The organism is Rubrivivax sp. JA1026 (assembly GCF_011065555.1).
GTDB lineage: Bacteria > Pseudomonadota > Gammaproteobacteria > Burkholderiales > Burkholderiaceae_C > Rubrivivax > Rubrivivax benzoatilyticus.
The window spans coordinates 68,027-90,911 of sequence record NZ_JAALCQ010000011.1 but is presented as its reverse complement, the minus strand read 5'-3'; the positions used below and the strand labels follow the sequence as shown (position 1 = coordinate 90,911).

The 22,885-nt window shown below is 71.3% G+C and carries 22 protein-coding genes; 6 read left to right on the top strand and 16 right to left on the bottom strand.

Annotated features, from left to right (window positions below; genetic code table 11):
• Positions 1–47: 47 nt before the first annotated feature.
• Both G5B56_RS17540 and G5B56_RS17535 read right to left on the bottom strand, forming a co-directional pair.
• Entirely contained in the window at positions 48–1,280 is a 1,233-nt protein-coding gene (locus G5B56_RS17540; protein ID WP_164964053.1) for a Fic family protein, read from the bottom strand.
• A gap of 107 nt (positions 1,281–1,387) precedes the next feature.
• Positions 1,388–2,278, bottom strand: a complete 891-nt coding sequence (locus G5B56_RS17535; protein ID WP_164964052.1) for a universal stress protein — start codon at positions 2,276–2,278, stop codon at positions 1,388–1,390.
• A 221-nt stretch (positions 2,279–2,499) separates the two neighbouring features.
• Here G5B56_RS17535 and G5B56_RS17530 point away from each other — a divergent pair, with 221 nt between their 5' ends.
• Genes G5B56_RS17530 through mnhG form a run of 6 tightly spaced genes read left to right on the top strand, consistent with a single transcriptional unit; the run spans position 2,500 to position 8,509 of the window.
• Entirely contained in the window at positions 2,500–5,397 is a 2,898-nt protein-coding gene (locus G5B56_RS17530; RefSeq protein WP_164964051.1) for a monovalent cation/H+ antiporter subunit A, read from the top strand.
• A complete protein-coding gene (locus G5B56_RS17525; protein ID WP_009858008.1) occupies positions 5,397–5,738 on the top strand; it encodes a Na+/H+ antiporter subunit C in 342 nt (113 codons plus the stop codon). The genes G5B56_RS17530 and G5B56_RS17525 overlap by 1 nt, the downstream gene beginning before the upstream one ends.
• Complete coding sequence (locus tag G5B56_RS17520) at positions 5,738–7,378, top strand: monovalent cation/H+ antiporter subunit D (RefSeq protein WP_206023546.1); 1,641 nt, start codon at positions 5,738–5,740, stop codon at positions 7,376–7,378. The genes G5B56_RS17525 and G5B56_RS17520 overlap by 1 nt, the downstream gene beginning before the upstream one ends.
• Positions 7,375–7,863 (top strand): Na+/H+ antiporter subunit E, encoded by a 489-nt coding sequence (locus tag G5B56_RS17515; protein WP_009858010.1) that lies wholly within the window; start codon positions 7,375–7,377, stop codon positions 7,861–7,863. Before G5B56_RS17520 ends, G5B56_RS17515 begins: the two co-directional genes overlap by 4 nt.
• The gene (locus G5B56_RS17510) at positions 7,860–8,138 is read left to right on the top strand and encodes a K+/H+ antiporter subunit F (protein ID WP_009858011.1); all 279 of its coding nucleotides are present in this window, start codon (positions 7,860–7,862) and stop codon (positions 8,136–8,138) included. Before G5B56_RS17515 ends, G5B56_RS17510 begins: the two co-directional genes overlap by 4 nt.
• Positions 8,135–8,509, top strand: a complete 375-nt coding sequence (gene mnhG, locus G5B56_RS17505) for a monovalent cation/H(+) antiporter subunit G (RefSeq protein ID WP_009858012.1) — start codon at positions 8,135–8,137, stop codon at positions 8,507–8,509. The genes G5B56_RS17510 and mnhG overlap by 4 nt, the downstream gene beginning before the upstream one ends.
• 193 nt (positions 8,510–8,702) lie before the next feature.
• Here the strand turns inward: mnhG and minE are convergent, their stop codons facing one another.
• The 14 genes from minE to G5B56_RS17435 form a co-directional block, all read right to left on the bottom strand.
• Positions 8,703–8,963 (bottom strand): cell division topological specificity factor MinE, encoded by a 261-nt coding sequence (gene minE, locus G5B56_RS17500; protein ID WP_009858013.1) that lies wholly within the window; start codon positions 8,961–8,963, stop codon positions 8,703–8,705.
• A 5-nt stretch (positions 8,964–8,968) separates the two neighbouring features.
• Positions 8,969–9,784, bottom strand: coding sequence for a septum site-determining protein MinD (gene minD, locus G5B56_RS17495; protein ID WP_009858014.1), 816 nt, complete (start codon positions 9,782–9,784; stop codon positions 8,969–8,971).
• A 44-nt stretch (positions 9,785–9,828) separates the two neighbouring features.
• A complete protein-coding gene (gene minC, locus G5B56_RS17490; protein WP_206023545.1) occupies positions 9,829–10,605 on the bottom strand; it encodes a septum site-determining protein MinC in 777 nt (258 codons plus the stop codon).
• A 182-nt stretch (positions 10,606–10,787) separates the two neighbouring features.
• Positions 10,788–12,317, bottom strand: coding sequence for a methyl-accepting chemotaxis protein (locus G5B56_RS17485; RefSeq protein WP_164964049.1), 1,530 nt, complete (start codon positions 12,315–12,317; stop codon positions 10,788–10,790).
• A gap of 20 nt (positions 12,318–12,337) precedes the next feature.
• Positions 12,338–12,736, bottom strand: coding sequence for a hypothetical protein (locus G5B56_RS17480; RefSeq protein WP_009858017.1), 399 nt, complete (start codon positions 12,734–12,736; stop codon positions 12,338–12,340).
• 14 nt (positions 12,737–12,750) lie between these two features.
• Complete coding sequence (locus tag G5B56_RS17475) at positions 12,751–14,013, bottom strand: hypothetical protein (protein WP_164964048.1); 1,263 nt, start codon at positions 14,011–14,013, stop codon at positions 12,751–12,753.
• Positions 14,014–14,248: 235 nt separating this feature from the next.
• Positions 14,249–14,911: a TetR/AcrR family transcriptional regulator gene (locus tag G5B56_RS17470; RefSeq protein ID WP_164964047.1), complete on the bottom strand. Its 663-nt coding sequence runs from the start codon at positions 14,909–14,911 to the stop codon at positions 14,249–14,251.
• Between the two features lie 102 nt (positions 14,912–15,013).
• On the bottom strand, positions 15,014–16,078 hold the full coding sequence (locus G5B56_RS17465; RefSeq protein ID WP_164964046.1) for a chemotaxis response regulator protein-glutamate methylesterase: 1,065 nt from the start codon (positions 16,076–16,078) through the stop codon (positions 15,014–15,016).
• Positions 16,079–16,091: 13 nt separating this feature from the next.
• Complete coding sequence (locus tag G5B56_RS17460; protein WP_164964123.1) at positions 16,092–16,898, bottom strand: protein-glutamate O-methyltransferase CheR; 807 nt, start codon at positions 16,896–16,898, stop codon at positions 16,092–16,094.
• Complete coding sequence (locus tag G5B56_RS17455) at positions 16,898–18,139, bottom strand: EAL domain-containing protein (RefSeq protein WP_164964045.1); 1,242 nt, start codon at positions 18,137–18,139, stop codon at positions 16,898–16,900. The genes G5B56_RS17460 and G5B56_RS17455 overlap by 1 nt, the downstream gene beginning before the upstream one ends.
• Before the next feature lie 19 nt (positions 18,140–18,158).
• Positions 18,159–18,692 carry a chemotaxis protein CheW gene (locus tag G5B56_RS17450; RefSeq protein ID WP_164964044.1) on the bottom strand — a complete coding sequence of 178 codons (534 nt, stop codon included), beginning with the start codon at positions 18,690–18,692 and terminating at the stop codon, positions 18,159–18,161.
• A gap of 10 nt (positions 18,693–18,702) precedes the next feature.
• On the bottom strand, positions 18,703–20,349 hold the full coding sequence (locus tag G5B56_RS17445; protein WP_164964122.1) for a methyl-accepting chemotaxis protein: 1,647 nt from the start codon (positions 20,347–20,349) through the stop codon (positions 18,703–18,705).
• A 50-nt stretch (positions 20,350–20,399) separates the two neighbouring features.
• The gene (locus G5B56_RS17440; protein WP_164964043.1) at positions 20,400–22,544 is read right to left on the bottom strand and encodes a chemotaxis protein CheA; all 2,145 of its coding nucleotides are present in this window, start codon (positions 22,542–22,544) and stop codon (positions 20,400–20,402) included.
• 23 nt (positions 22,545–22,567) lie between these two features.
• A complete protein-coding gene (locus G5B56_RS17435) occupies positions 22,568–22,870 on the bottom strand; it encodes a lipid asymmetry maintenance protein MlaB (RefSeq protein WP_164964042.1) in 303 nt (100 codons plus the stop codon).
• Positions 22,871–22,885: the final 15 nt, after the last annotated feature.

Below are 22,885 nucleotides of genomic sequence, written 5' to 3'. Positions count from 1 at the left end.
GCAAGGTCATGCGCGCCCCGGGTTGGCGCAAACCTGAGGCAACCCGCTCAAACCTCGGCTTCGGCTTCCGGCCAGAGGTTCGGGAAGTAGAAACGCAGCGCGTGCTGCGGGACGGCGAAACGCAGCTTGCCGTACGGCGTGTCCGACCGCAGGAAACCGCGGCTGATCAGCGCCGACACCAGCCCGGTCGCCAGGCGGTCGCCCAGGCCGGTCATCGCCTTGAAGTCGGCACGCGCCAGTTCTGCCTGGGTGACGAACAGGTAATGCAGAGGCCGCAGCGCTTCGCGCCGCACGCCGGACTGGCGCGCCGACTGCTCGAAGGTCAGCGCGGCGTCGATGCGGCCCTGGATGTCGGCGACGTCCAGCATCTGGCGCATGAAACGCGCCTGGTCCAGGCAGGTCTCCAGCGCGTAGCCGATCCAGGCGACGAAGCCGGCCTCGGTGAGATTGCCGCGCCCGTCCAGGTCGCCCTGGCGGTGTTCGTCGGCGGCTTGCAGCAGTTGTTTGTAGCGGGCCTGGCTGCGCGCAAAGCCGCGCAGCGGCGACCACAAGCCGTGTGTCAGCCCGGCGGCGTGCAGCACCAGATGGGTGTGCAGACGGCAGACGCGGCCGTTGCCGTCGGCGAAAGGGTGGACCCAGGCCAGACGGTGGTGCGATGCCATCGCCGCGACGATGCTGGCTTCACCGCGGCGCACGCTGCCGTAGACCTGGGCCCAGCGGTTCACGAAAGCGTCCAGCGCGGTGTGCAGCGGCGCTTCGTGCTGCCCCACGGCGACCTGGCGCTCGCGGAAACGGCCGGGGACCATCAGCGAGCCGTCGGCCAGACGCAGGTCTTGTTCGCCCAGCCCGGAGAACAGGCTCTCGTGCAGCCACTGGACGCACTCGGCCGAATACAGCCAGCGAGGAACGGCGTCACGGTCTTCGGCCAACATGCCGTCGAGCCGGTTTTCGCACTGCTGCTCGGTCTCGATGTGGGCCACGGCCAGGCGCTGGCGGCGCGCGAGGTCGGCGTCGCCGGAGTAGTCCTGCAGCAGCGCACGCTCGATGTCCGACGGGCGGGTGTGCTCGCCTTCGATGCGGTTCGTGTAGTACGAATTCATGCTGCGCAGCAACGCACGCAGCTCGCTGCGCGCCGCCGGCGCTGCAGCAGCACCAAGGGAGGCGGACTCGCGTACCAGATCCCCCGCCAGTTCGAGCAGCGGCTCCAGCTTCAAAGCCCCCGGCATCAGCGGCTCGAAGTGCTGCGGCGCGTCGTAGCAGGCGATCTTCTGCGACTTCATCTGCGAGATTCTAGTCGATCCATTTCACCTATGAATATCGCAAGTTGTCGCGGATTATTTTGCGAGATTTGGAGTGAACATCTGTAGATGCGACCGAACCTCCACGGTCAGTCGCGCGCTGTCGACACCAGCACGTCGCTGCTGCCTTCGGCCAGCACGTGCCGCGTCGTGCTGCCCAGCAGCAGGTCGACGCTGGCCGAACGGCCGTGTTTGCCGAGCACGACGAGGTCGCAGCCCAGCTCGGCCTCCTGCTCGACGATGCGCAGCGAGGCGTCGCCCTCCAGGACCCGCGGCGTCCATTGCGCGGCGCGCAGCCCGCAGTCCTCGGCCAGCGCGTGCACGCGGCGCGTCGCCTCCAGCCGCGCCGCCTCGCGGTAACGCTCGACGGTGGCGTCGTCGACGCCGGCATAACGCAGCTTCTCGCCGAACGGCACCTCGTAGGCCGCCAGCAGCACCAGCTGCGCATGCGGCGCGACGCGGTGCGCCAGCGCCACGGCCGCCCTGGACCAGGGCGAGAAGTCGACCGCGACCAGGGCACGGCGGTAGGGCTCGTGGGGCGTCTGGCGCACGACGAGCAGCGGCCGCGCGCTGCGCCGCATCAGCCGTTCGGCGGTGCTGCCCAGCACCAGCCGGCGCAGGAAGCCGCTGCCGCGTGCACCCAGCACCAGCAGCCCGGCGTCGCGCTCGTCGGCTTCGCGCAGGATCTCGTCGAGCACCGGGCCGGAGGTGCAGACGGTGGCCGGCTCGACGTGGCGGCGCGCCTTCAGCTCGGCGGCCTGGGCGGCCAGCGCGGCGCGGGCCTCGGCCAGCATCGCCTGCTCGGGCACGGTGTCGCTGCCCAGCCAGGCGCGCAAGGCTTCCAGCGCGTCGCCAGGCAGCACGTGCACCAGCGTCAGCGGCGCGCCGGTCTCGTGCGCCAGCCGCGCGGCGCGTTCGGCGGCCTGGCGGGCCTGCGGCGAGAAGTCGGTGGCGGCGATCACGGGAGCGGTCGGGTGCATGCGCGCGTCCTCGGCAACGCCCCGCTCCACGCGACGGGGCCGGCTTCATTCTGGGAAAACACGTGCCGGCCCGACGTTCGATGGGGGCTTGCCTGTGCGCCGCGTCAAGGCGGCGCGGCTTTCAAGCGGGCTCGCGGAACTTCTCGCAAGTCCTTGAATCCGCGCCGTTTTCCGGCGTCGACCGCAGATCGCGGGCACTTCGCCCCTAGACTCGGGCCCCAATGTCCCTGCTGATCCTGCTCGTACTGCCCTTCGTCGGCAGCGCGGTCGCCGCGCTGTTGCCGACGAACGCGCGCAACCTCGACTCGCTGTGGGCGGCGCTGGTCGCGCTGGCGGTCGCGGTGCCGCTGGCGCTGCTGTATCCCGAGGTCACCGCCGGCGGCGTCGTCGTCGAGCGCCTGAGCTGGCTGCCCAGCCTCGGGCTGGACATCGTCGTGCGCCTCGACGGCTTCGCCTGGATGTTCGCGATGCTGGTCGCGGCGATGGGGCTGCTGGTCATCGTCTACGCGCGCTACTACCTGTCACCCGAGGACCCGGCGGCGCGCTTCTATTCGCTGCTGCTGGGCTTCATGGGCGCGATGCTGGGCGTCGTCGTCTCCGGCAACCTGCTGCAGATGGTGGTGTTCTGGGAGCTGACCAGCGTCTTCTCCTTCCTGCTGATCGGCTACTGGACGCACCGCCGCGACGCCCGCCGCGGCGCGCGCATGGCCTTCACCGTCACCGCCACCGGCGGGCTGGCGCTGCTGGCCGGCGTGCTGCTGCTGGGCCACGTCGTCGGCAGCTACGAGCTCGACGCGGTGCTGGCCGCCGGCGACACGGTGCGCGGCCACGCGCTGTACCCGTGGATCCTCGGCCTGGTGCTGGCCGGCGCGCTGACCAAGAGCGCGCAGTTCCCGTTCCACTTCTGGCTGCCGCACGCGATGGCGGCGCCGACGCCGGTGTCGGCCTATCTGCACTCGGCGACGATGGTCAAGGCCGGCGTGTTCCTGCTGGCGCGGCTGTGGCCGGTGCTGTCGGGCACCGAGCCCTGGTTCTGGATCGTCGGCGGCGCCGGGCTGGCCACGCTGCTGCTGGGCGCCTGGGCGGCGATGTTCCAGAACGACCTGAAGGGGCTGCTGGCCTACTCGACGATCAGCCACCTCGGGCTGGTGACGCTGCTGCTGGGGCTGGACAGCCCGGTGGCGGCGGTCGCGGCGGTGTTCCACATGATGAACCACGCGACCTTCAAGGCCTCGCTGTTCATGTCGGTGGGCATCATCGACCACGAGACCGGCACCCGCGACATGCGCCGCCTCGACGGCCTGTACCGCTGCATGCCGATCACCGGCACGCTGGCCATCGTGGCCTGCGCGGCGATGGCCGGGGTGCCGCTGCTCAACGGCTTCCTGTCCAAGGAGATGTTCTTCGCCGAGACGGTGCACGTCGGCGACAACGCGGCGGTGCGCTACGGCCTGCCGCTGGCGGCGACGCTGGCCGGCGTGTTCGCGGTCGTCTACTCGCTGCGTTTCGGCCACGACGTGTTCTTCGGCCCGGCGCCGCGCGGCCTGCCGCGCGAGCCGCACGAGCCGGTGCGCTGGATGCGCGTGCCGGTGGAGCTGCTGGTCTTCGCCTGCATCGCGGTGGGCACGCTGCCGGCGCTGGTCATCGGGCCGCTGCTGGAGACGGCCGCGCGGCCGGTCGTCGGCGGCACGCTGCCCGACTACAGCCTGGCGATCTGGCACGGACTGAACACGCCGCTGATCATGAGCGCGGTGGCGATGGCCGGCGGCATCGTCATCTACATCTCCTATGCCGAGGCCTTCAAGCGCCGGCCGCGGCGCGGCGCACCGCTGGTCGGGCGCTACGACGGCCGCGTCGTCTTCGAGCGCACGCTGGCCTGGGTGACCTCGCTGGCACGCCGGGCGCTGCGCCTGACCGGCACGCAGCGGCTGCAGCCGCAGCTGCTGGCGATGGTCGCCGCCGCCGGGCTGACCGGGCTGGCCTCGGCGCTGGTCGTGCCGCTGGAGTGGGGCGACCGCGCGCGCATCCCGGCCACGCCCGGCTTCGTGCTGCTGTGGGCCGTCGGCGCGGCCTGCGCCGTCGGCGCGGCCTTCCAGGCCAAGTACCACCGGCTGGCGGCGCTGACGATGCTGGGCGTCGTCGGGCTGGCGCTGTGCATCACCTTCGCCTGGTTCTCGGCGCCCGACCTGGCGCTGACGCAGCTGGCGGTGGAGGTGGTCACCGTCGTGCTCTTCCTGCTCGGCCTGCGCTGGCTGCCCAAGCGGCTCGAGGAGGACGGGCCGGGCATCGGCGCCCGCGCGCGCTGGCGCCGCCGGCGCGACTTCGTCATCGCGCTGGCCATCGGCGCCGGGCTGGCGGCGCTGTCCTTCGCGCTGCTGACGCGCCACGCGCCGCTCAGCATCTCGCCGTACTTCCTCGAGAACGCGCTGCCGCTGGGCGGCGGCACCAACGTCGTCAACGTGATGCTGGTCGACTTCCGCGCCTTCGACACGCTGGGCGAGATCACGGTGCTGGGCATCGTCGGCATCACGGTCTACGCGCTGCTGCGGCGCTTCCGCCCGCCGCGCGAGGTGATCCACCGGCCGACGCAGCAGCAGCTCGTCGCGCCCGACGGCCCCAGCGACCTGGCCGACGACCACGACGGCGGCGGCACCGCGCAGCGCTACCTGGAAGTGCCGGCGGTGCTGGTGCGGCTGCTGCTGCCGGTGGCGGCGCTGTTCGCCGCGCACCTGTTCCTGCGCGGCCACGACGAGCCGGGCGGCGGCTTCGTCGCCGGGCTGGTGGTGTCGATCGCCTTCATCGCCCAGTACATGGTCTCGGGCACACGCTGGGTCGAGGAGCGCATGGCGCTGAAGCCGCCGCGCTGGATCGCCGTCGGCCTGCTCGTCGCGCTGTGCACCGGGCTCGGCTCGCTGTGGTTCGGCTACCCGTTCCTGACGACGCACACCGCGCACCCGACGCTGCCGTGGATCGGCGCGCTGCACCTGCCGAGCGCGGCGCTGTTCGACCTCGGCGTCTTCGCCGTCGTCGTCGGCTCGACGCTGCTGCTGCTGACGGCCATCGCCCACCAGTCGCTGCGTGCGCAGCGCCGCCCTGGCGCGGCGCGGGAGGAGGCCTGATGGAAGTCGTCGTCTCGATCGCCATCGGCGTGCTCGGCGGCGCCGGCGTCTGGCTGCTGCTCAGGCCACGGACCTTCCAGGTGCTGATCGGCCTGTCGCTGCTGTCGTATGCCGTCAACCTGTTCATCTTCAGCGTCGGCAGCCTGGCCGTGGACCGCGAACCCATCGTCGTGCCCGGCGTCACGCCCGACCTGCTGAACTACACCGACCCGCTGCCGCAGTCGCTGGTGCTCACCGCCATCGTCATCGGCTTCGCGACGACGGCGCTTTTCCTCGTCGTGCTGCTGGCGCTGCGCGGCCTGTCCGGCGGTGACCACGTCGACGGCCAGGAGGAGCGCTGATGAACGCCGCCGACCTGATCGTCGCCCCGGTGCTGCTGCCGCTGGCCACGGCCGCCGGCATGCTGCTGCTGGGCGAACAGCGCCGCGGCATCAAGTCCGTCGTCAACACGCTGTCCACGGCCGCCGGGCTGGCCATCGCGATCGTGCTGCTGATGCACGTGCACGCCCGGGACGCGCCCTCGGCCTACGCCGTCTACCTGCCGGGCAACTGGCCGGTGCCCTACGGCATCGTGCTCGTGGCCGACCGGCTGTCGGCGCTGATGATGGTGCTGGCCGGCAGCGTGGCGCTGGCTGCGCTGCTGTTCTCGCTGGCCCGCTGGCACCGCGCCGGGGTGTATTTCCACGTGCTCTTCCAGCTGCAGCTGATGGGGCTGTACGGCGCCTTCCTGACCGCCGACCTGTTCAACCTCTTCGTCTTCTTCGAGGTGCTGCTGGCCGCCAGCTACGCGCTGCTGCTGCACGGCGGCGGGCCCGAGCGCGTGCGCGCCGGGCTGCACTACATCGCGATCAACCTGTTCGCGTCGCTGCTGTTCCTGATCGGCGTGGCCGTGCTCTACGGCGTGACCGGCACGCTGAACATGGCCGACATCGCGCGCAAGCTGGCGCTGGTGCCCGACTCCGACCGCGGCCTGCTGCTGGCCGGCGCGTCGATCCTCGGCGTGGCCTTCCTCGCCAAGGCCGCGCTGTGGCCGCTGAACTTCTGGCTGCCGCCGGCCTACGCCGCAGCCGGCGCGCCGTCGGCGGCGGTGTTCGCGATCCTGACCAAGGTCGGCGTCTACGCCGTGCTGCGGCTGTGGACGCTGTGTTTCCCCGACAGCGCCGGCCCGTCGGCGTTCTACGGCGCCGAGCTGCTGGCCTGGGGCGGCATCGCGACGCTGGCCTACGGCTCGGTGGGCATGCTGGCCTCGCAGCAGCCGGGGCGGCTGGCCGGCTACAGCGTCATCGCCTCCTCGGGCACGCTGATCGCGGCGATCGGGCTGCACGAGACGGCGCTCGCCGCCGGCGCGCTGTACTACCTCGCCAGCTCGACGCTGGCCGGCGCGGCTATGTTCCTGCTCGTCGAACTGCTCGAGCGCTCGCGCCAGGTCGAGACCGCACCGCCGCAGGCCGACCCCGGCGACGAGACGCTGCCCGACTTCGTCGACACCGCGCCGCCGGCCATCGTCAACCTCGACGACGACGAGCAGGTGCTGATCGGCCGCGCGATCCCGGCGGCGCTGGCCTTCGTCGGCGTGGCCTTCGGCGTCTGCGGGCTGGCGCTGTCGGGGCTGCCGCCGCTGTCGGGTTTCGTCGGCAAGCTGGCGATGCTGTCGGCGCTGCTGCCGCGCCAGGAGCCGGCGGCCTGGGTGCTGTTCGGCACGCTGATCGCCTCCGGGCTGATGGCCGCCACGGCGCTGGTGCGCATCGGCATCCGCCACTTCTGGACCCCGGGCGACCGCCAGCCGCCGACGCTGCGCCTGGCCGAGGGCCTGCCGGTCGCGGCACTGCTGGGCGCGCTGGTGACGCTGGTCGTGCTCGGCGAGCCGATGCTCGAGTACACGCGCGCCGCGACCGACGCGCTGCAGACGCCGTCGCTGTACATCGACGCCGTGCTGCGCGCCCAGCCGTTGCCGCAGCCGACGCTGGAGGCCGCACGATGAAGCGCCTGCTGCCCGCCCCGCTGCTGTCGGCGGGGCTGTTCGCGATGTGGCTGCTGCTGCGTCCCTCGCTGTCGACCGGCTCGCTGCTGCTGGGCGCGCTGCTGGCGCTGGTGTTGCCGGTGCTGATGGCGCCGCTGCGCCCGGCGGGCGGCCCGGTGCGCCGGCCGCTCGTCGTGATGCGCCTGGTGGCCATCGTCGGCGTGGACGTCGTGCTGTCGGCGCTGGACGTCGCGCGCGGCGTGCTGTCCTCGCGGCGGCGGCCGCCGCGCGGCAGCTTCGTCGTCGTGCCGCTGGACCTGCGCGACGTGCACGGCCTGGCGGCGCTGGCGATGATCACCACCGTCGTGCCCGGCACCGTGTGGTGCGAACTGGCCCCGGACCGCAGCGCGCTGCGGCTGCACGTCTTCGACCTCGTCGGCGAGGCCGAGTTCGTGGCGCACTTCAAGCAGCGCTACGAACAACCGTTGAAGGAGATCTTCGGATGACGCCCCTGCTCGTCTGGGCGGTCGCCGCGACGCTGGCGCTGTACGCGCTGGCGATGGCGCTGGGGCTGGCCCGCCTGATGCGCGGCCCGAGCGCGCAGGACCGCGTGCTCGCGCTCGACTTCCTCTACGTCGTCGGCATGCTGATGATGCTGGTGCTGGCGATCCGCTACGACAGCCGCATGTACTTCGAGGGTGCGCTGCTGATGGTGCTGTTCGGCTTCGTCGGCTCGGTGGCGATGGCCAAGTTCCTGCTGCGCGGGGAGGCCATCGAATGACGATCGTCTGGACCGAGCTCGTCGTCGCGCTGCTGCTGCTGGCCAGCGGCGGCATCGTGCTGACCTCGGCGCTGGGGCTGTGGCGGCTGCCCGACTTCTTCGCCCGCATGCACGCGCCGGCGCTGGCCTCGACGCTGGCCGCCTGGCTGGTGGCCGCGGCGTCGATCGTGCACTTCACGGCGCGCGAGGGCGAGCTGTCGCTGCACGTCTGGCTGACCGTCGTGCTGCTGTCGATCACCGCGCCGGTGACGACCGTGGTGCTGGCGCGCGCGGCGCTGTTCCGCCGCCGCCACGCCGGCGACGACCTGCCGCCGCCGCTGGCCGGCGTTCCGCCGCGCCAAGCGCGCGACCTCGACGCGGCAGACGACTAGGAGGCGGCACATGGCGGTGCTCTGCGCGGCCCCAAAGGGCAGAACCGCTCGTCGGACTGACTGGAGCCTCCCTCGTGGAGGGAGGCTGGAGGGTGCCGTCGAACACGCTGGAGCACCCTCCCGGAGGGGGCTCGGGGGAGCTGTGCGTAGAGCCGCAGGCTAGGAGTCTGTGCGGCGAAAGCCGCACGGACTCCTAGCGGATGTCGTCGGGCAGCTCGATCTTGACTTCCAGGACCTCGAAGTTGTCCTGGCGTTCGACGCTGACCTTCACGTCCTCGGGCGCGATCTTCACGTACTTGGCGATCACGGCCATCAGCTCCTGCTGCATCTGCGGCAGGTAGTCGGCGCGCGTGCCGCGGCCCGAGCGCTCGTGGGCGAGGATGATCTGCAGCCGCTCCTTGGCGACGGACGCCGTCTGCTTCTTCTCTCCGAGGAAGAACGAGAGGAAGGACATCGCGGTTACCTCCCGCCGAACAGGCGCTTGAAGAAGCCGGGCTTCTGGTAGTCGACGAAGCGCATCGGGCGTTCCTCGCCGAGGAAGCGCGCGACCACGTCCTGGTAGGCCTGGGCGACGTCGGTGTCCTTCAGGTGGATCGCCGGCAGGCCCTGGTTGCTGGCGTCGAGCACCGACTGGCTCTCGGGCACCACGCCGAGCAGCGGGATGCGCAGGATCTCCTGCACGTCCTTCAGCGACAGCATCTGGCCGCCTTCGACACGCTCGGGGTCGTAGCGCGTGATCAGCAGATGCTCCTTGACCGGCTCCTGGCCTTCGATAGCGCGCCGCGTCTTGGACGACAGCATGCCCAGGATGCGGTCGCTGTCGCGCACCGACGAGACCTCGGGATTGGTGACGACCAGCGCCTCGTCGGCGAAGTGCATCGCCATCAGCGCGCCGGTCTCGATGCCGGCCGGGGAGTCGCAGACGACGTAGTCGAAGCCCATCTCGGCGAGCTCGGCGAGCACGCGCTCGACGCCGTCCTGCACCAGCGCGTCCTTGTCGCGCGTCTGGCTGGCGGCGAGCACGAACAGGTTCTCGCAGTTCTTGTCCTTGATGAGCGCCTGCTGCAGCTTGGCCTCGCCGTGGATCACGTTGATCAGGTCGTAGACCACGCGGCGTTCGCAGCCCATGATCAGGTCGAGATTGCGCAGGCCGACGTCGAAGTCGATCACCGCGGTCTTGTGGCCGCGCAGCGCGAGGCCCGAGGCGAAGCTGGCGCTGGTCGTGGTCTTGCCCACGCCGCCCTTGCCGGACGTGACGACAATGATTCTGGTCATCGCTGGGGGTTCCTCTGGGGTGGCGGGCGCTTCGGCGCGCCCTCTCAATTCACGGCCAGCGGCTCGACGACGAGCCGCTCGCCTTCCAATCTCACCTGCGCCGGCTTGCCGACGATGTCGTCGGCCAGCGGCGTCTCGGTCGTGCGGTACATGCCGGCCACCGAGACGAGCTGCGGCTCCATGCAGGTGCTGAAGATGCGGGCGTTGACGTCGCCGCGCGCGCCGGCGATGGCGCGGCCGCGCAGCGGCGCGTAGACGTGGATGCTGCCGTCGGCGATGACCTCGGCGCCGAAGCTGACGACCGACAGCACGACGAGGTCGCCGCCGCGCGCGTAGACACGCTGGCCCGAACGCAGCGGCTTGTCGACGATCATCGTCGGCACCGCGGCCGCCGGCACCGGCACCTCGACCTCGCGGATCACCTCGACCTCGCGCACGACATCACGCACGACCTCGACCTCGCGCAGTTCGGGCTCGGGGCGCGGCTCGGGGCGGGTCTCGGGTTCGGTCGCCGGCGGCAGGCCGGCCTCGCGGGCGGCGGCCATCTGCGCCTCGCTGCCGCCCTGCACGGCCACCGCGCGCATGCGGTGGCGCGCCAGGTGGCGCAGCAGCGCGCCGAAGTCGGGCACGGCCTCGCCGTCGCGCAGCGGGCTCAGGTCGATCACCAGCGGTTCGTCGTCGAACAGCCCCGGGCTGTCGGCGAAACGCTCGTCCAGCGCGGCGCCCAGCGCGGCGGCGTCGGCGACGTGCAGGCGCAGGGCGGTGAGCCACCAGGCGGTGCTCTTCAGGTCGAACAGGGGGGAAGCCGGCGAAACGGACATGGACACGGGAACGGACGACGACGCGGCGGGCGCGCTGCCGGACGACGCGCAAGGTGGAAACCGCGCCAAAGTCTACTATGGGGCTCGACATCGCCCCGGCGCGGGCGGGGAACGGTTGCAGCGCCGCCGACAACGGCGACGCCCCGGCACCCTCGCGGGCCCGGGGCGTCGGCAAGCGAGGGTCAGGCCCCGGCGCGATCGGCAGCGCCGAGCTGGAACACCGCCACCGCCTGGGCCAGCGTCGCCGCCTGCTGGCGCATGCTGGCCGCCGCCGCGGCGCTCTGCTCGACCAGCGCGGCGTTCTGCTGCGTCATCTTGTCGAGCTCGGCCACAGCCTGGTTGACCTGGCCGATGCCGCCCGACTGCTCGCTGCTGGCGGCGCTGATCTCGCCGATGATGGCGCTGACGCGCTGCACGCCGTCGACGATCTGCTGCATCGCCGCACCGGCCTCCTGCACGAGGCGGGTGCCGCCGTCGAGCTTCTCGCCGGACGTGGTGATCAACGCCTTGATCTCGCGCGCGGCCTGCGCCGAACGCTGCGCCAGGCTGCGCACCTCGCTGGCGACGACCGCGAAGCCGCGCCCCTGCTCGCCGGCGCGTGCCGCCTCGACCGCGGCGTTGAGCGCCAGGATGTTGGTCTGGAACGCGATGCCGTCGATGACGCCGATGATGTCGCTCATGCGCCGCGACGCGGCGTTGATCTCGTCCATGCTGGCCACGACCTGGGCGACGACGCCGCCGCCCGAGCGTGCCGCCTCGGCCGCCTCGTGCGCCAGCCGGTCGGCCTGCTGCGCCGCCGTGGCGCTCTGGTGCACGCTGCCGGTGAGCTGCTCGACCGACGAGGCCGTGGCCTGCAGGTTCGAAGCCGTGGTCTCGGTGCGCTGGCTGAGGTCCTGGTTGCCGGTGGCGATCTCGTCGGACGCGGTGGAGATCGAGTCGGTGGCGACGCGGATCGTGCCCACCGTGTCGCGCAGCCGCAGCGCCATCGCGGCCAGGTCGGCGTTGAGCGAGCTGGTGTCGCCGGCAGCGACCACCGGCCGCACCCGCAGGTCGCCGTCGGCGATGCTGCGCGCCAGGCGCTTGAGCTCGGTGGGCTCCTCGCCGAGGTCGCGCCAGACCGAACGCACGACCACCGCCGAGACGCCGCCGAGCACGCCCAGCACCACCAGCCCGGTGACGAGGTTGAGCCACACCGCGTTCTGCGTGCCGCGTGCGGCCTCGTCCTGGCGCGCCGTCGTCGCCGCGCGGGCGGCGTCGGTGCGCGCCTTCAGCGCCTTGTCCAGCGCCGCCTGCGCAGCCTGCATGCGCGTGACCTGGTCGCCCATCTCGCCCTGGCCGAGCATGGCCCGCGTGGCACCCAGCGCCGCCGCCTGGTAGGCGTCGAACGCGGCCTTCAGCTCGCCGGCCGCGGCCGCCTGGCCGGCCAGCGCGCCGAGCGCGTCGAAGTCGGCGTGCACCCGGGCGACGATCGCCTTCACCTCGTCGAGCTTGTCGGCGTCGCCCTCGGCGGCGGCCGACTGCAGCGTCATGCGGAACTGCTCGACGCCACGGTCGACGGCCAGCACACGCTCCAGCGCCGGGCCGTCGACGTCGCGCAGCTGCAGCAGCGACGCCGAGGTCGACGTGCCGACCCACCAGCTCAGCAGCAGGCCGACGGCGAACACCGCCGCAGCGCTCATCGGCAGCGCCCAGATCTTGGTCCTGAACTTCATCGCAGCCCTCCGGCGACGGGTCAGTCGAGCGTCAGCACGGCCTTGACGCTGCCGTCGACGGCCGACTTCTCGACGTAGCCCACGGCCTTCGGATCGGCGGCGACCGCCTTGCGCACCGCCACCGAGTCGGGCAGTTGCCTGGGCGCCTGGCCCTTGCCGGAGAACACGATGCGCGACCAGGTCGACTTCACCTGGGCGACGTCGCGGCCGGTGGCCTTCTTGTAGAACTCGGCGTACTGCGGCGACGCGTCGGGCAGGTCCAGCGGCGTCTGGGCGTTGCTCTTGCCGAGGAACAGGTCGGCGATCTGCTCCTTGCTCAGCGGGCCGACGGCGGGGTTGGCGATGACGACGAGTTCGGCTCGCGCGGCGCAGGCGGCCAGCAGCAGGCCGGCGACGAGCGGGAGATGACGGTTCTTCATTTTTCGTTGCGCCCTCAGAACACGAAGTCCACCGCGACGGTGACCAGGTCGACCTTGCCGCCGGGCTCGAAGCCGGGCTCGAAGTTCGTCAGCCGGCCCCAGGAGCCTTCGTCGATGCGGGTGTGGTCCCACTGCAGCTTCAGCGCCGTGTTGCGCATGAAGTCCCAGCGCAGGCCGACGGTGGCCGTCTTCTGCGAGCCGTTGAGCACCTGCAGCGTGCGGTTGATGCCGCCGACGACGTTGGCCGCGGCCGCATCCAGCGGCGCCGAGCCGGTGGCGGCGAACGCCGCTTCCTCGTCGATGTCGGCCTTGATGCGGGCGTAGCCGACGTAAGGCGTCAGCGTGCCGAAGCGCCAGCCGCCGACGAGCTGCCAGCCGGTGGTGTCGGCGAGCACGCTCTCGGTGTCGAAGCGCATCGCCTCGCCGCTGACGAACCATTGGCCCGGGTCGTAGCTGAAGCCCAGCGCGAGCACGCGCGTGGCCATGTCCTCGGTGCGGTAGCGGTCGGCGAGCACGGCCGCGCGTGCGGCCACCGTCGGCAGCGGCGCCGCGGCGGTGCCGAAGGCGGCGATGCCGGCGTTCAGCGTGTTCACGCCGTCGGCGTCGATCTTAACGTTGAACGAGCTGTAGCCCAGGCGCAGCGCCAGGTCGCCGGTCTCGAAGGTGCTGGCCAGGCCCCAGCTGCGGTCACTCTCGATGGTGCCGGTCGGCAGGTCGACCTTGGTCGTGCCGAAGAAGGCCTGCACGGTGTTGCGGCCGCCGGCCAGCGTGTGGCGCCAGCTCAGGTCGACGCCGTCGTTGCTGGTGACCGGCAGGATGCGGTAGATCTCCGGCGCCGGGCGCACGGTGGCGTTGGCGTACCCGACGAGGCGGGTCTCGCTGAGCTGGAACACCGGCAGCGCGGTGCGGCCGACGCGCAGCGCGAGGTCCGGCGTGGCCTGCCACTTGACGTTGGCCCACTCCAGGTGCGGCACCCAGTCGTTGTCGTGGTTCTGCTGCGAGACCAGCTGCACCACCGCCGACCACTGCGGGCCGAACACCGCCGAGGCCTGGGCGCCGAGCTTGCTGTCCGGGTTGAACGACCAGCTGTCGCTGGCACCGGCGCCACGCGGCTGGAACACGGTGGCGACGAAGTCGGCCTGGTCCTCGCTGGAATGCACCGCGGCGACGGTGCCGAAGCCGCTGAACTTGAACTCGGGCGCGCCCTGGGCCTGGGCGACGGACAGCAGGCCGCAGGCCGACAAGGCGACGGCGAGTCGGTTGATCGTGGGTTGCATCGGTCTCTTTGTCGTGGGCGCGCCATCGTGCCCGCCCCTCGTGGGCGAGCCGCCGGACCGGGCGCGGCGCGCAACGGTCCCTGGGCTGGATGTCGGCATACCCGGCAGGGTCTTGCGTCCGGCCGACCGGGGCGGCGCACACGAGCCGCGTCGGCGTGAAATCCGTCACGGGACGTGACGACCGCCAGGCAGGAATCCTGCTGTCAATCGGTGCGTTTTCTGTGTTTTTGTTGTTTCAAATTCGATCTTCGATGCGTGGGGCCCGGCAACGCCGCACGGCATCGACGATGTCACTGACAACCCGCTCGCGCAGCCTGTCGAGCTCGGCACCCTCGTGGCGCCGCAACTCGATGACGGTGTGCAGGTAGCCGACGACCTTGGTGAAAGCGTGGGCAGTCAACTCGACGACCAACGGGTCGTCGAACGCCACGCCGGAGCCGAGCACGGCCGCAATGCGCCGCTGCGCCAGCGCCTGCATCTCCAGGTAGACGGCCTCTGCACGGACGGTCTCGCCGGACGGCCGCGCGGGCTGGCGAGGGTTGTAGACAAGGCTGTAGAGATCGGGCTGAGTCTCCCAATAGCGCAGGAAGGTCATGGCATGTGCGTGCAGCACGGCCGATGGTTCGTCGCCCGGCGCGGCGGCGGCGACAAGCGCACGCTGGAGTTCGAGGAGGGAGTCGCGCCAGCAGGCCCGAAGCAGCGCCGCCTTGCTCTCGAAGTACGTGTAGAAAGCCATCTGCGACACGCCCAGTGCTTCTGTGACCGAGCGGATCGTGACGGCCGCGGCGCCGCCTTCGCGCAGCAGCCGGCCGGCTTCCCGGACGAGGGCACTGCGGAACTCGGCGCGCGCCTTGGCGCTGCGGCGGCGCCTCGGGACAACAGGCGGAGAGGCGGCCATGGGGTGTTCCAGGGTTCGATGGACCGGCGGCCCGATGGCCAGGCCGATACGGGCACGATCCGTCACGTTCCGTCATCGTCGACGGAAGGGGCTTATGTCGTGTCAACCCGCCGCGACGATCTCGCGCGCGATCTGGTCCAGACCGACGGAGCGTTCGACTGCCCCGCGCCGGACCGCTTCCTTGGGCATTCCGTAGACCACGCAGCTCGCCTCGTCCTGCGCGAGCGTGTGTGCGCCGGCATGGCGCATCTCCAGCAGGCCGGCGGCGCCGTCGTCGCCCATGCCGGTCATGATGATGCCGGTGGCGTTGGCGCCGGCCGCCCGGGCGACCGAGCGGAACAGCACGTCCACCGAGGGCCGGTGGCGATTGACCGGCGGGCCGTCGACGACGTCGACGTGGTAGTAGGCGCCGCTGCGGCGCAGCACGAGATGGCGCCCGCCCGGCGCGATCAGCACCCGGCCCGGGATCACGCGGTCCTGGTGGCGCGCCTCGCGCACCTCGACCTCGCAGATTCGGTCCAGACGCTCGGCGAAGGCGGCGGTGAAACGTTCGGGCATGTGCTGCACGAGCACGATGCCCGGGCAGACCCGCGGCAGCGCCCTCAGCACCTGCTCCAGCGCCTGGGTGCCGCCGGTGGAGGTCCCCAGCGCGACGATGCGTTCGGTGGTCTGCGACATCGCCCTCGTGCCGCCGGGCGGCAGCACCGCATCGGCGCTCAGCTTGGCCACCACCGCCGGCGGCTCCAAGGGCGCGCGGCGCGGCAGCAAGCGCGCGTGCGAGGCACCGCGCACCGTGGCCGCGAGTTCGGCCGCCGCTTCCCCCAGGAACTGCTTGAGCCCGAGCTTGGGCTTGGTGACGATGGCCACCGCACCGGCGGCCATCGCCTCCATCGTCGTGCGCGCGCCCTTCTCGGTGAGCGTCGAGCAGATGACGACCGGCGTCGGCCGCTCGTGCATCAGCTTGCGCAGGAAGGTCAGGCCGTCCATGCGCGGCATCTCGACGTCGAGCACGATGACGTCCGGCCAGGTGCGCTGCATGCGCTCCATCGCGATCAGCGGGTCCGATGCCGTCGTGACCTCGAAGTCGGGCACCTCCCCGAGCAACGCGCCCAGCACCTGGCGCACGACGGCGGAGTCATCGACGACGAGCACGCGGATGGACTTCATTGGCCGTCGCGGCTCAGCGCTTGACGTAGGTGGACGGCGCGACCTGGCGCACCGCGTCGCTGACGCCGTGCAGCGTCTCGGAGTGGCCGATCATCAGGTGGCCGCCGGGCTCGAGCTGGCCGAGCACGCGCGCGACGATCTGGGCTTTGGTCTCGGCATCGAAGTAGATCATCACGTTGCGCAGGAAGACGACGTCGAAACGCCCGATCGCCGGCAGCGGCCGGTTGAGGTTGACCTGGGCGAAACGCACGCGCTCGCGCAGCGCGCGGCTGACCAGCAGCGTGCCTTCGGCCTTGCCGGTGCCACGCAGGCAATGGCGCTTCAGCAACGCAGGCGGGATGCCTTCGGTGCGCTCCAGCGGGTACAGACCGCGACGCGCGCGCTCCAGCACCCGGGAGCTGATGTCGGTGCCCAGTACATCCCAGGGCGTGCTGCCCATCGCCTCGGCTAGCACCATCGCGATCGTGTAGCACTCCTCTCCGCTGGAGCTGGCGGCGCTCCAGACGCGCAGCGGCCGGGCGGCGGCCGCCGCCTCGGCCGCCAGGCGGCCGAGCAGCTCGAAGTGGCGAGGCTCGCGGAAGAAGTAGGTCTCGTTGGTGGTCAGCAGGTCGATCGCGGCCTGCACCTCGTCCGGCTGCTCGCCGCTGGCGAGCAGCCGGTAGTACTCCTCGTAGCTGCCGAGCTCGTGTTCGCGCAGGCGGCGCGACAGCCGGCCGCTGACCAGGGCCTTCTTCGCCGGCGACAGACGGATGCCGGCGGTCTCGTGGATGAAACGCTGGAAGCGCTCGAACTCGCGTTCGGTGATGACAGGGTCGTGCATCATGTGTCGGATGGGCCCGGCATCGTGGGCGGGCGCAGCGCGGCGAGCCGCGACTGGTGGAGCTTGAGCCAGGGCTGCAGACATTCGGGCGCCATCGGCCGGGCGATGAAATAGCCCTGCACGACATCGCAGCCCAGGCTCTGCAGCAGGCGCCAGTCGGCGAGGCGCTCGACGCCCTCGGCGACGCTGACGAGGTCGAAACGGCGTGCGGTCTCCAGCGCCGATTCCAGCAGCATGCGCTGCGAATGGCGTTTCGAGGCGCCGTGCACGAACTGGCGGTCGACCTTCAGTTCGCTGAACGGGATGCGGGCGAGCTGGCTCATCGACGCGTAGCCGGTACCGTAATCGTCGATCGACAGGCCGAAGCCCTTGAGCCGCAACCGCGTCAGCACGCCGATGCCACCGTCGTAGGCAGCGACGACCGAGCCTTCGGTCAGTTCGAGCACGAGCTGCGAGGGCTCGAGCCCGTGGTCGCGAACGCGCGCGAGCAGCTCGCCGACGAGGTCGGTGGTGGTCAGCAGCCTCGGCGACAGGTTCAGCGCCAGCGACAGCCGCAGCCCGCGCGAGCACCAGTGCGCGAGATGGCCGAGCGCGGTGTCGATGACGGAGAAGCTGAGCGCGACGATCAGGCCGTTGGCCTCGGCCAGCTCGACGAAACGGCCCGCCGGCACCTCACCGGCCTCGGCGTGGCGCCAGCGCGCCAGCGCCTCGACACCACGCAGCAGCCCGGTGCGCAGGCAGACCTTGGGCTGGTAGTGCACCGCGACCTCGCCGCGCGCGAGCGCCCGGGCGAGGTGTTCGGCCGGCGGCAAGACCACCGGCTCCGCACGCGGCGGCGGCGCGACGCTGTCGGCATGGCTCAGTGCCTCGGCCAGCACTTCGGCGTCGAAGGGCTTGCGCAGTGCGGCCAGCACCGGCATGCCCATGTCGCGCGCCAGTGCCTCCACGGTGTGGATCAGCGAACCTTCGTGCGAGCTCACGACCACCAGCGGCAGCAACAGGCCGCAGCGCTGCATCGCCTCGATGAGCTCGACGCCGTCCATGCCGGGCATCTCCAGGTCGACGACGACGACCTGCGGCGGCGGCCGCGTCGCGAGCATCTCGAGCGCCGACTCGCCGCTCGCGGCCTCGTCGACGCGGCCGAAGCCGAACTCGCGGCAGACATCGGCGATGTGCCGGCGCTGAACCTCGCTGTCGTCGACGACGAGGATCGAGGCGACGAGGTCGCGCGGCGCCGGCATGGTGGCAGGACCCCTGGACTCAGGACAGCGCCGGCAGCGCCTCGGCCTGCACGTCGATCGCGAGCACGCGCGCGACGTCCAGCAGGATGACGAAGCGGCCCCGCACCTTGCCCATGCCGGCGATGAACTCGGTGGCCACGCGGGCGCCGAAGGTCGGCGCCGGTTCGATCTCCTCGGGCGGGATCTCCAGCACCTCGCTGACCGCGTCGACGACGACGCCGACGGTCTGCGTTTCGTCGCCGTCGGCGAACTCGACGATGACGATGCAGGTGCGCCGCCCCACCGTCGCCGGCGGACGGCCCAGGCGGGCCGGCAGGTCCATCACCGGCACGACGGCGCCGCGAAGGTTGATGACTCCCAGCACCGAGGCCGGCATCGCCGGGACCTCGGTGGGCTGGCGGTACTCGATGATCTCCTTGATCGTGCGGATCGTGATCGCGAACAGCTCGCCGCCGAGCAGAAAGGTCAGGACCAGGCTGGGCTCGGCCGCCGCCACCGGCGGCGGCGCGCGACGCACCGCGGCGGCCGCGGCGGAGGTGGAAAGTGCGCTCATCGCGGCGGCCTCAGAACTGCACGAACTGCGATTCGTCGACCGACTCGGCGGTGGCGCGAGCCACCGGCGTGCCGTTCGCCGCGCGCCGGATCACCGCCGCCGCCTTGCGCTTGTGGCCGTCGCCGCCCGCCGGACGGGCGCGCACGACGCTCGCCGCATTGCCCGGCAGCTTGAAGAAGGCCATCGCCTGCTGCAACTGCTCGGCCTGGCTGCTCATCTCCTCGGCCGTGGCGGCCAGTTCCTCGGAGCTGGAGGCGTTCTGCTGCGTCGTCTGGCTGAGCTGCGTCACCGCGGCGTTGATCTGGCCGACGCCGGTGGACTGCTCCTGCGACGCGGCGGCGATCTCCTGCACCAGGTCGGAGGTCTTCTGGATGTTCGGCACGATCTGGTCGAGCAAGTGGCCGGCACGTTCGGCCAGCTCGACGCTGGAGCTGGCGACGTCGCCGATCTCCTGCGCCGCGACCTGGCTGCGTTCGGCCAGCTTGCGCACCTCGGCGGCGACGACGGCGAAACCCTTGCCGTGCTCGCCGGCACGCGCGGCCTCGATCGCGGCGTTGAGCGCCAGCAGGTTGGTCTGGTAGGCGATGTCGTCGATGATCGAGATCTTCTGCGCGATCTGCTTCATCGCCGAGACGGTGGACTTGACCGCCTCGCCGCCTTCCTGGGCCTCGGTGGAGGCCTTGGTCGCCATGCCGTCGGTGACCTTGGCGTTCTCGGTGTTCTGAGCGATCGACGCGGTCATCTGTTCCATCGACGCGCTGGTCTCCTCGACGCCGGCGGCCTGCTCGCTGGCGGCCTGCGACAGCGACTGCGCGGTGGCGCTGACTTCCTCGGAGGCGCCGGCCAGCGCCTCGGCGCTCTGGTTCACTTCGGTCACCACCTGCGACAAGCGGCCGACCATCGACTTCACGGCCGCCAGGATGCTGTTGTCGTCGCCCTGGCGCACGCGGATGTCCGGCGTCAGATCGCCCTGGGCGACGCTGTTGGCGATGTCGACGACGTAAGCCGGCTCTCCACCCACCTGGCGGGTGATCGAACGCGTGATGATCAGCGCCATGCCCAGCGCCAGCAGCGAGCAGCCGGCGATGATGCCGATGGTCCACAGGCGTGCGCTGTCGTAGGTCGCCGCGGCCATCGCGGCGGCTTCGCCGGCACCGGCGACGTTGATGTCGGCCAGCTTGTCGGCGGTGGCGCGCATCGTGTTGTAGTGGGTGCGGCTCTCGCCGTTGAGCACCGCACGCGCTTCGGTCTGGGCGTTCTTCAGCGCCAGTTCGGCGATGCGCGGATGCTGTGCGACATAGGCCTCGAACGCGGTCGTGAAGACCTCGTACAGCTTGTGCTCCTCGGGGCTGGAGAGCAGCTTGCGGTAGTCGGCAAGAGACTTCTTCAGCAGATCGAGGTTCTCGGCGTATTCCTTCTCCGTGACCTCGGTCTCCTGGCGGTCGTCGGAAACAACGGCGCGGTACTCCAGCACACGCGCGCGGTTCAGCTGCGCTTTGGCGGTCATCACCAGGCGCACGCTGGGCAACCAGTTGTCGGCGAGGTCGACCGTCGAGCCGTTGACCACGGCCAGACGGGTGATGGAGTAGACGCCCAGCGCTGCCATCAGCAGCAGCACGACGACGAACGATCCGAAGAGTTTCGTCGCCAGCTTCATGTTCTTGAACACGGTATTTCCTTCGATGAGGTGGTGTCGGCCGTGGACGGTCAGACCGTCGCGACGCGGCTTCGGGATTCGGTGGACTGCACCCGGCCGGCGTGGCGCGCCAGCGCGAGCTTGGACAGGGCGGGAACGTCGAGGATCAGGGCGAGCTCGCCCGAGCCGAGCAGTGCCGACCCGCTGACGCCGCGCACGTTCTGGAACATGCGCGACATCGGCTTGATGACGGTCTGGCTCTCGCCGAGCAGCGCGTCGACGACCAGGCCGCAGCGTGCGCCGCCGGCCTGCACGACGACGATGTTCTGACGTGCCGGCGGCGTGCCGCCGAGGTGGAACAGCTCACGCAGTCGCACCAGCGGCAGCACGCTGCCGCGCAGGTCGGTGTAGTCGTGGCCGTCGGCGCAGCTGTAGGCCACGCACTCGTCGACCATCTCCATCGGCACGACGAACATCGAGCGGCCAACGGCGACCTGGAAGCCGTTGATGATCGCCAGCGTCAGCGGCAGCCTGACGGTCACCGTCGTGCCTTCGCCGGGCCGGCTGGCGAGTTCGACGCTGCCGCGCAAAGCGGTGATGTTCTGCTTCACGACGTCCATGCCGACGCCGCGGCCGGACAGGTTGGTCACCTGCTCGGCGGTGGAGAAGCCGGCTTCGAAGATCAGCTGATCGATCTCGTGGTCGGCGGGCACGTGGTCGGCATCGACGATGCCGCGCTCGCGCGCCTTGGCCAGGATGCGCTCGCGGTTCAGACCGCCGCCGTCGTCGCTGACCTCGATGACGATGGCGCCCGAGTCGTGGTAGGCGTTCAGGCCGACGACGCCGCGTGCCGGCTTGCCGCGCGCGGCGCGCTGCTCGGGCGAGTCGATGCCGTGGTCGATCGCGTTGCGCACCAGGTGCATCAGCGGGTCGCCGAGCTTCTCGACGACGGTCTTGTCGAGTTCGGTGTCCTCGCCGCTGACGACGAGCTCGATGTCCTTGCCGAGCTCGGCCGCGACGTCGTGCACGACACGCTTGAAGCGCGAGAAGGTGGCGCCGATGCGCACCATGCGCAGGTTCAGCGCGCTGTCGCGCACGTCCTGAACCAGGGCGTCCAGCGTCGCGTGGGCCTCCTGCAGCTCCAGGTCGCGCACGCGGCGCCCGGCCTGCTGCGCGCCGGCCGCGGCGATGACGAGTTCGCCGACCAGCGTGATCAGCCGGTCCAGCTTGGCGGCGTCGACGCGGATCGTCGACGCCTCGCCCGAACGCGTCTCGCGCACCCGGCGCTGGCGGTCCAGCGCCGCCTCGACGACTTCGGGCGCGACCTGGCCTTGTTCGGCCAGCAGCACGCCCAGGCGCGGTGCCGGGTCGGCGGCGCGCTGGCGGCCCAGCGCCTCTTCCAGCTCGCGTTCGGTGATGCTGCCGCAGCGCACGAGGATCTCGCCGATGCGCTCGGGCTGCTCGGGCAGCGCGCGGATCAGGTCGATGTACTCGCCGGCGCGGCTGCGCGGCGGCACCAGGCGCAGTTCGCAGTCGTCGATGACGAACTCGAACACGCTCTCGATCGTCGCGCGGTCGGCGGCGGTGACGAGCGCGATCTCGAAGCCCAGGCAGCAGCCTTCGGGGTCGAGATCCTCCAGCGCCGGCACGGCGTCGGGCAGCGTCACGATGCGCTCGATGCGGCCGATCGTCGACAGATAGCGCACGAAAGCCAGCGGGTCCATGCCGTTGCGCAGCACGTCGGCGCCGAAGCGGATCGACAGGTGCCACTGGCCTTCGGCCGGCACCGGCGTCGCGGCGGCAGCCACAGGCGTCTCGGCGGCCGGCGCTCCCAGGAAGGCGCGCAGCTGCGCCAGCAGCGAGTCCTCGGCGGCACGGTGGCCGGCCCCGGGTTCGACGCCGGCCTCCAGCGCGTCGACCCACGCCTCGACGTGGTCGCAGCAGCGCAGCAACAGCGGCAGCAGCGGCCCGTGGATCGCCACGGCGCCGGCACGCACCTCGTCGAGCACGCTCTCCAGCACGTGCGTGAAGCGCACGACGCCGTCCAGCCCGAACAGCCCGGCCGAGCCCTTGATCGTGTGCGCGGCGCGGAAAATCGCGTTGACGTCGACGGCAGCACCGGGCGCCTCGTCGGCGCCGAGCAGCGCGGTCTCCATGTCGGCGAGCAGTTCGCGCGCTTCGCTGAAGAAGGTCTTCAGCGCGTCGTCCATGTCCACGGTCTTCTCCCTGGATACCGGCGTCAGTGCGACGGCGGCGGGGTCAGCGGGTCGCCGAAATGGCCGGCGAGGTCGAGCACCTGGAACCCGTCGAGTACCGACGGGCTGTGGCGCACCAGGCGCAAGGCGCGGCTGCGCGCCTCGGCGCTCTTCTTGGCGGCCATCAGCAGCTGCACGCCGGCGCTGTCGAATTCGGTGACGGCCGACAGATCGAGCGTCAGGTCGCCGTCCGGGGCCGCCGCGAGCGCGGCCAGCAGCGTCTCGCGCAGCTCGGCGGCGCGGTAGATCGTCAGTTCGCCTTCGATGGCGAGCGTCGTGGAGTCCATCGTCGTGATCTCCGG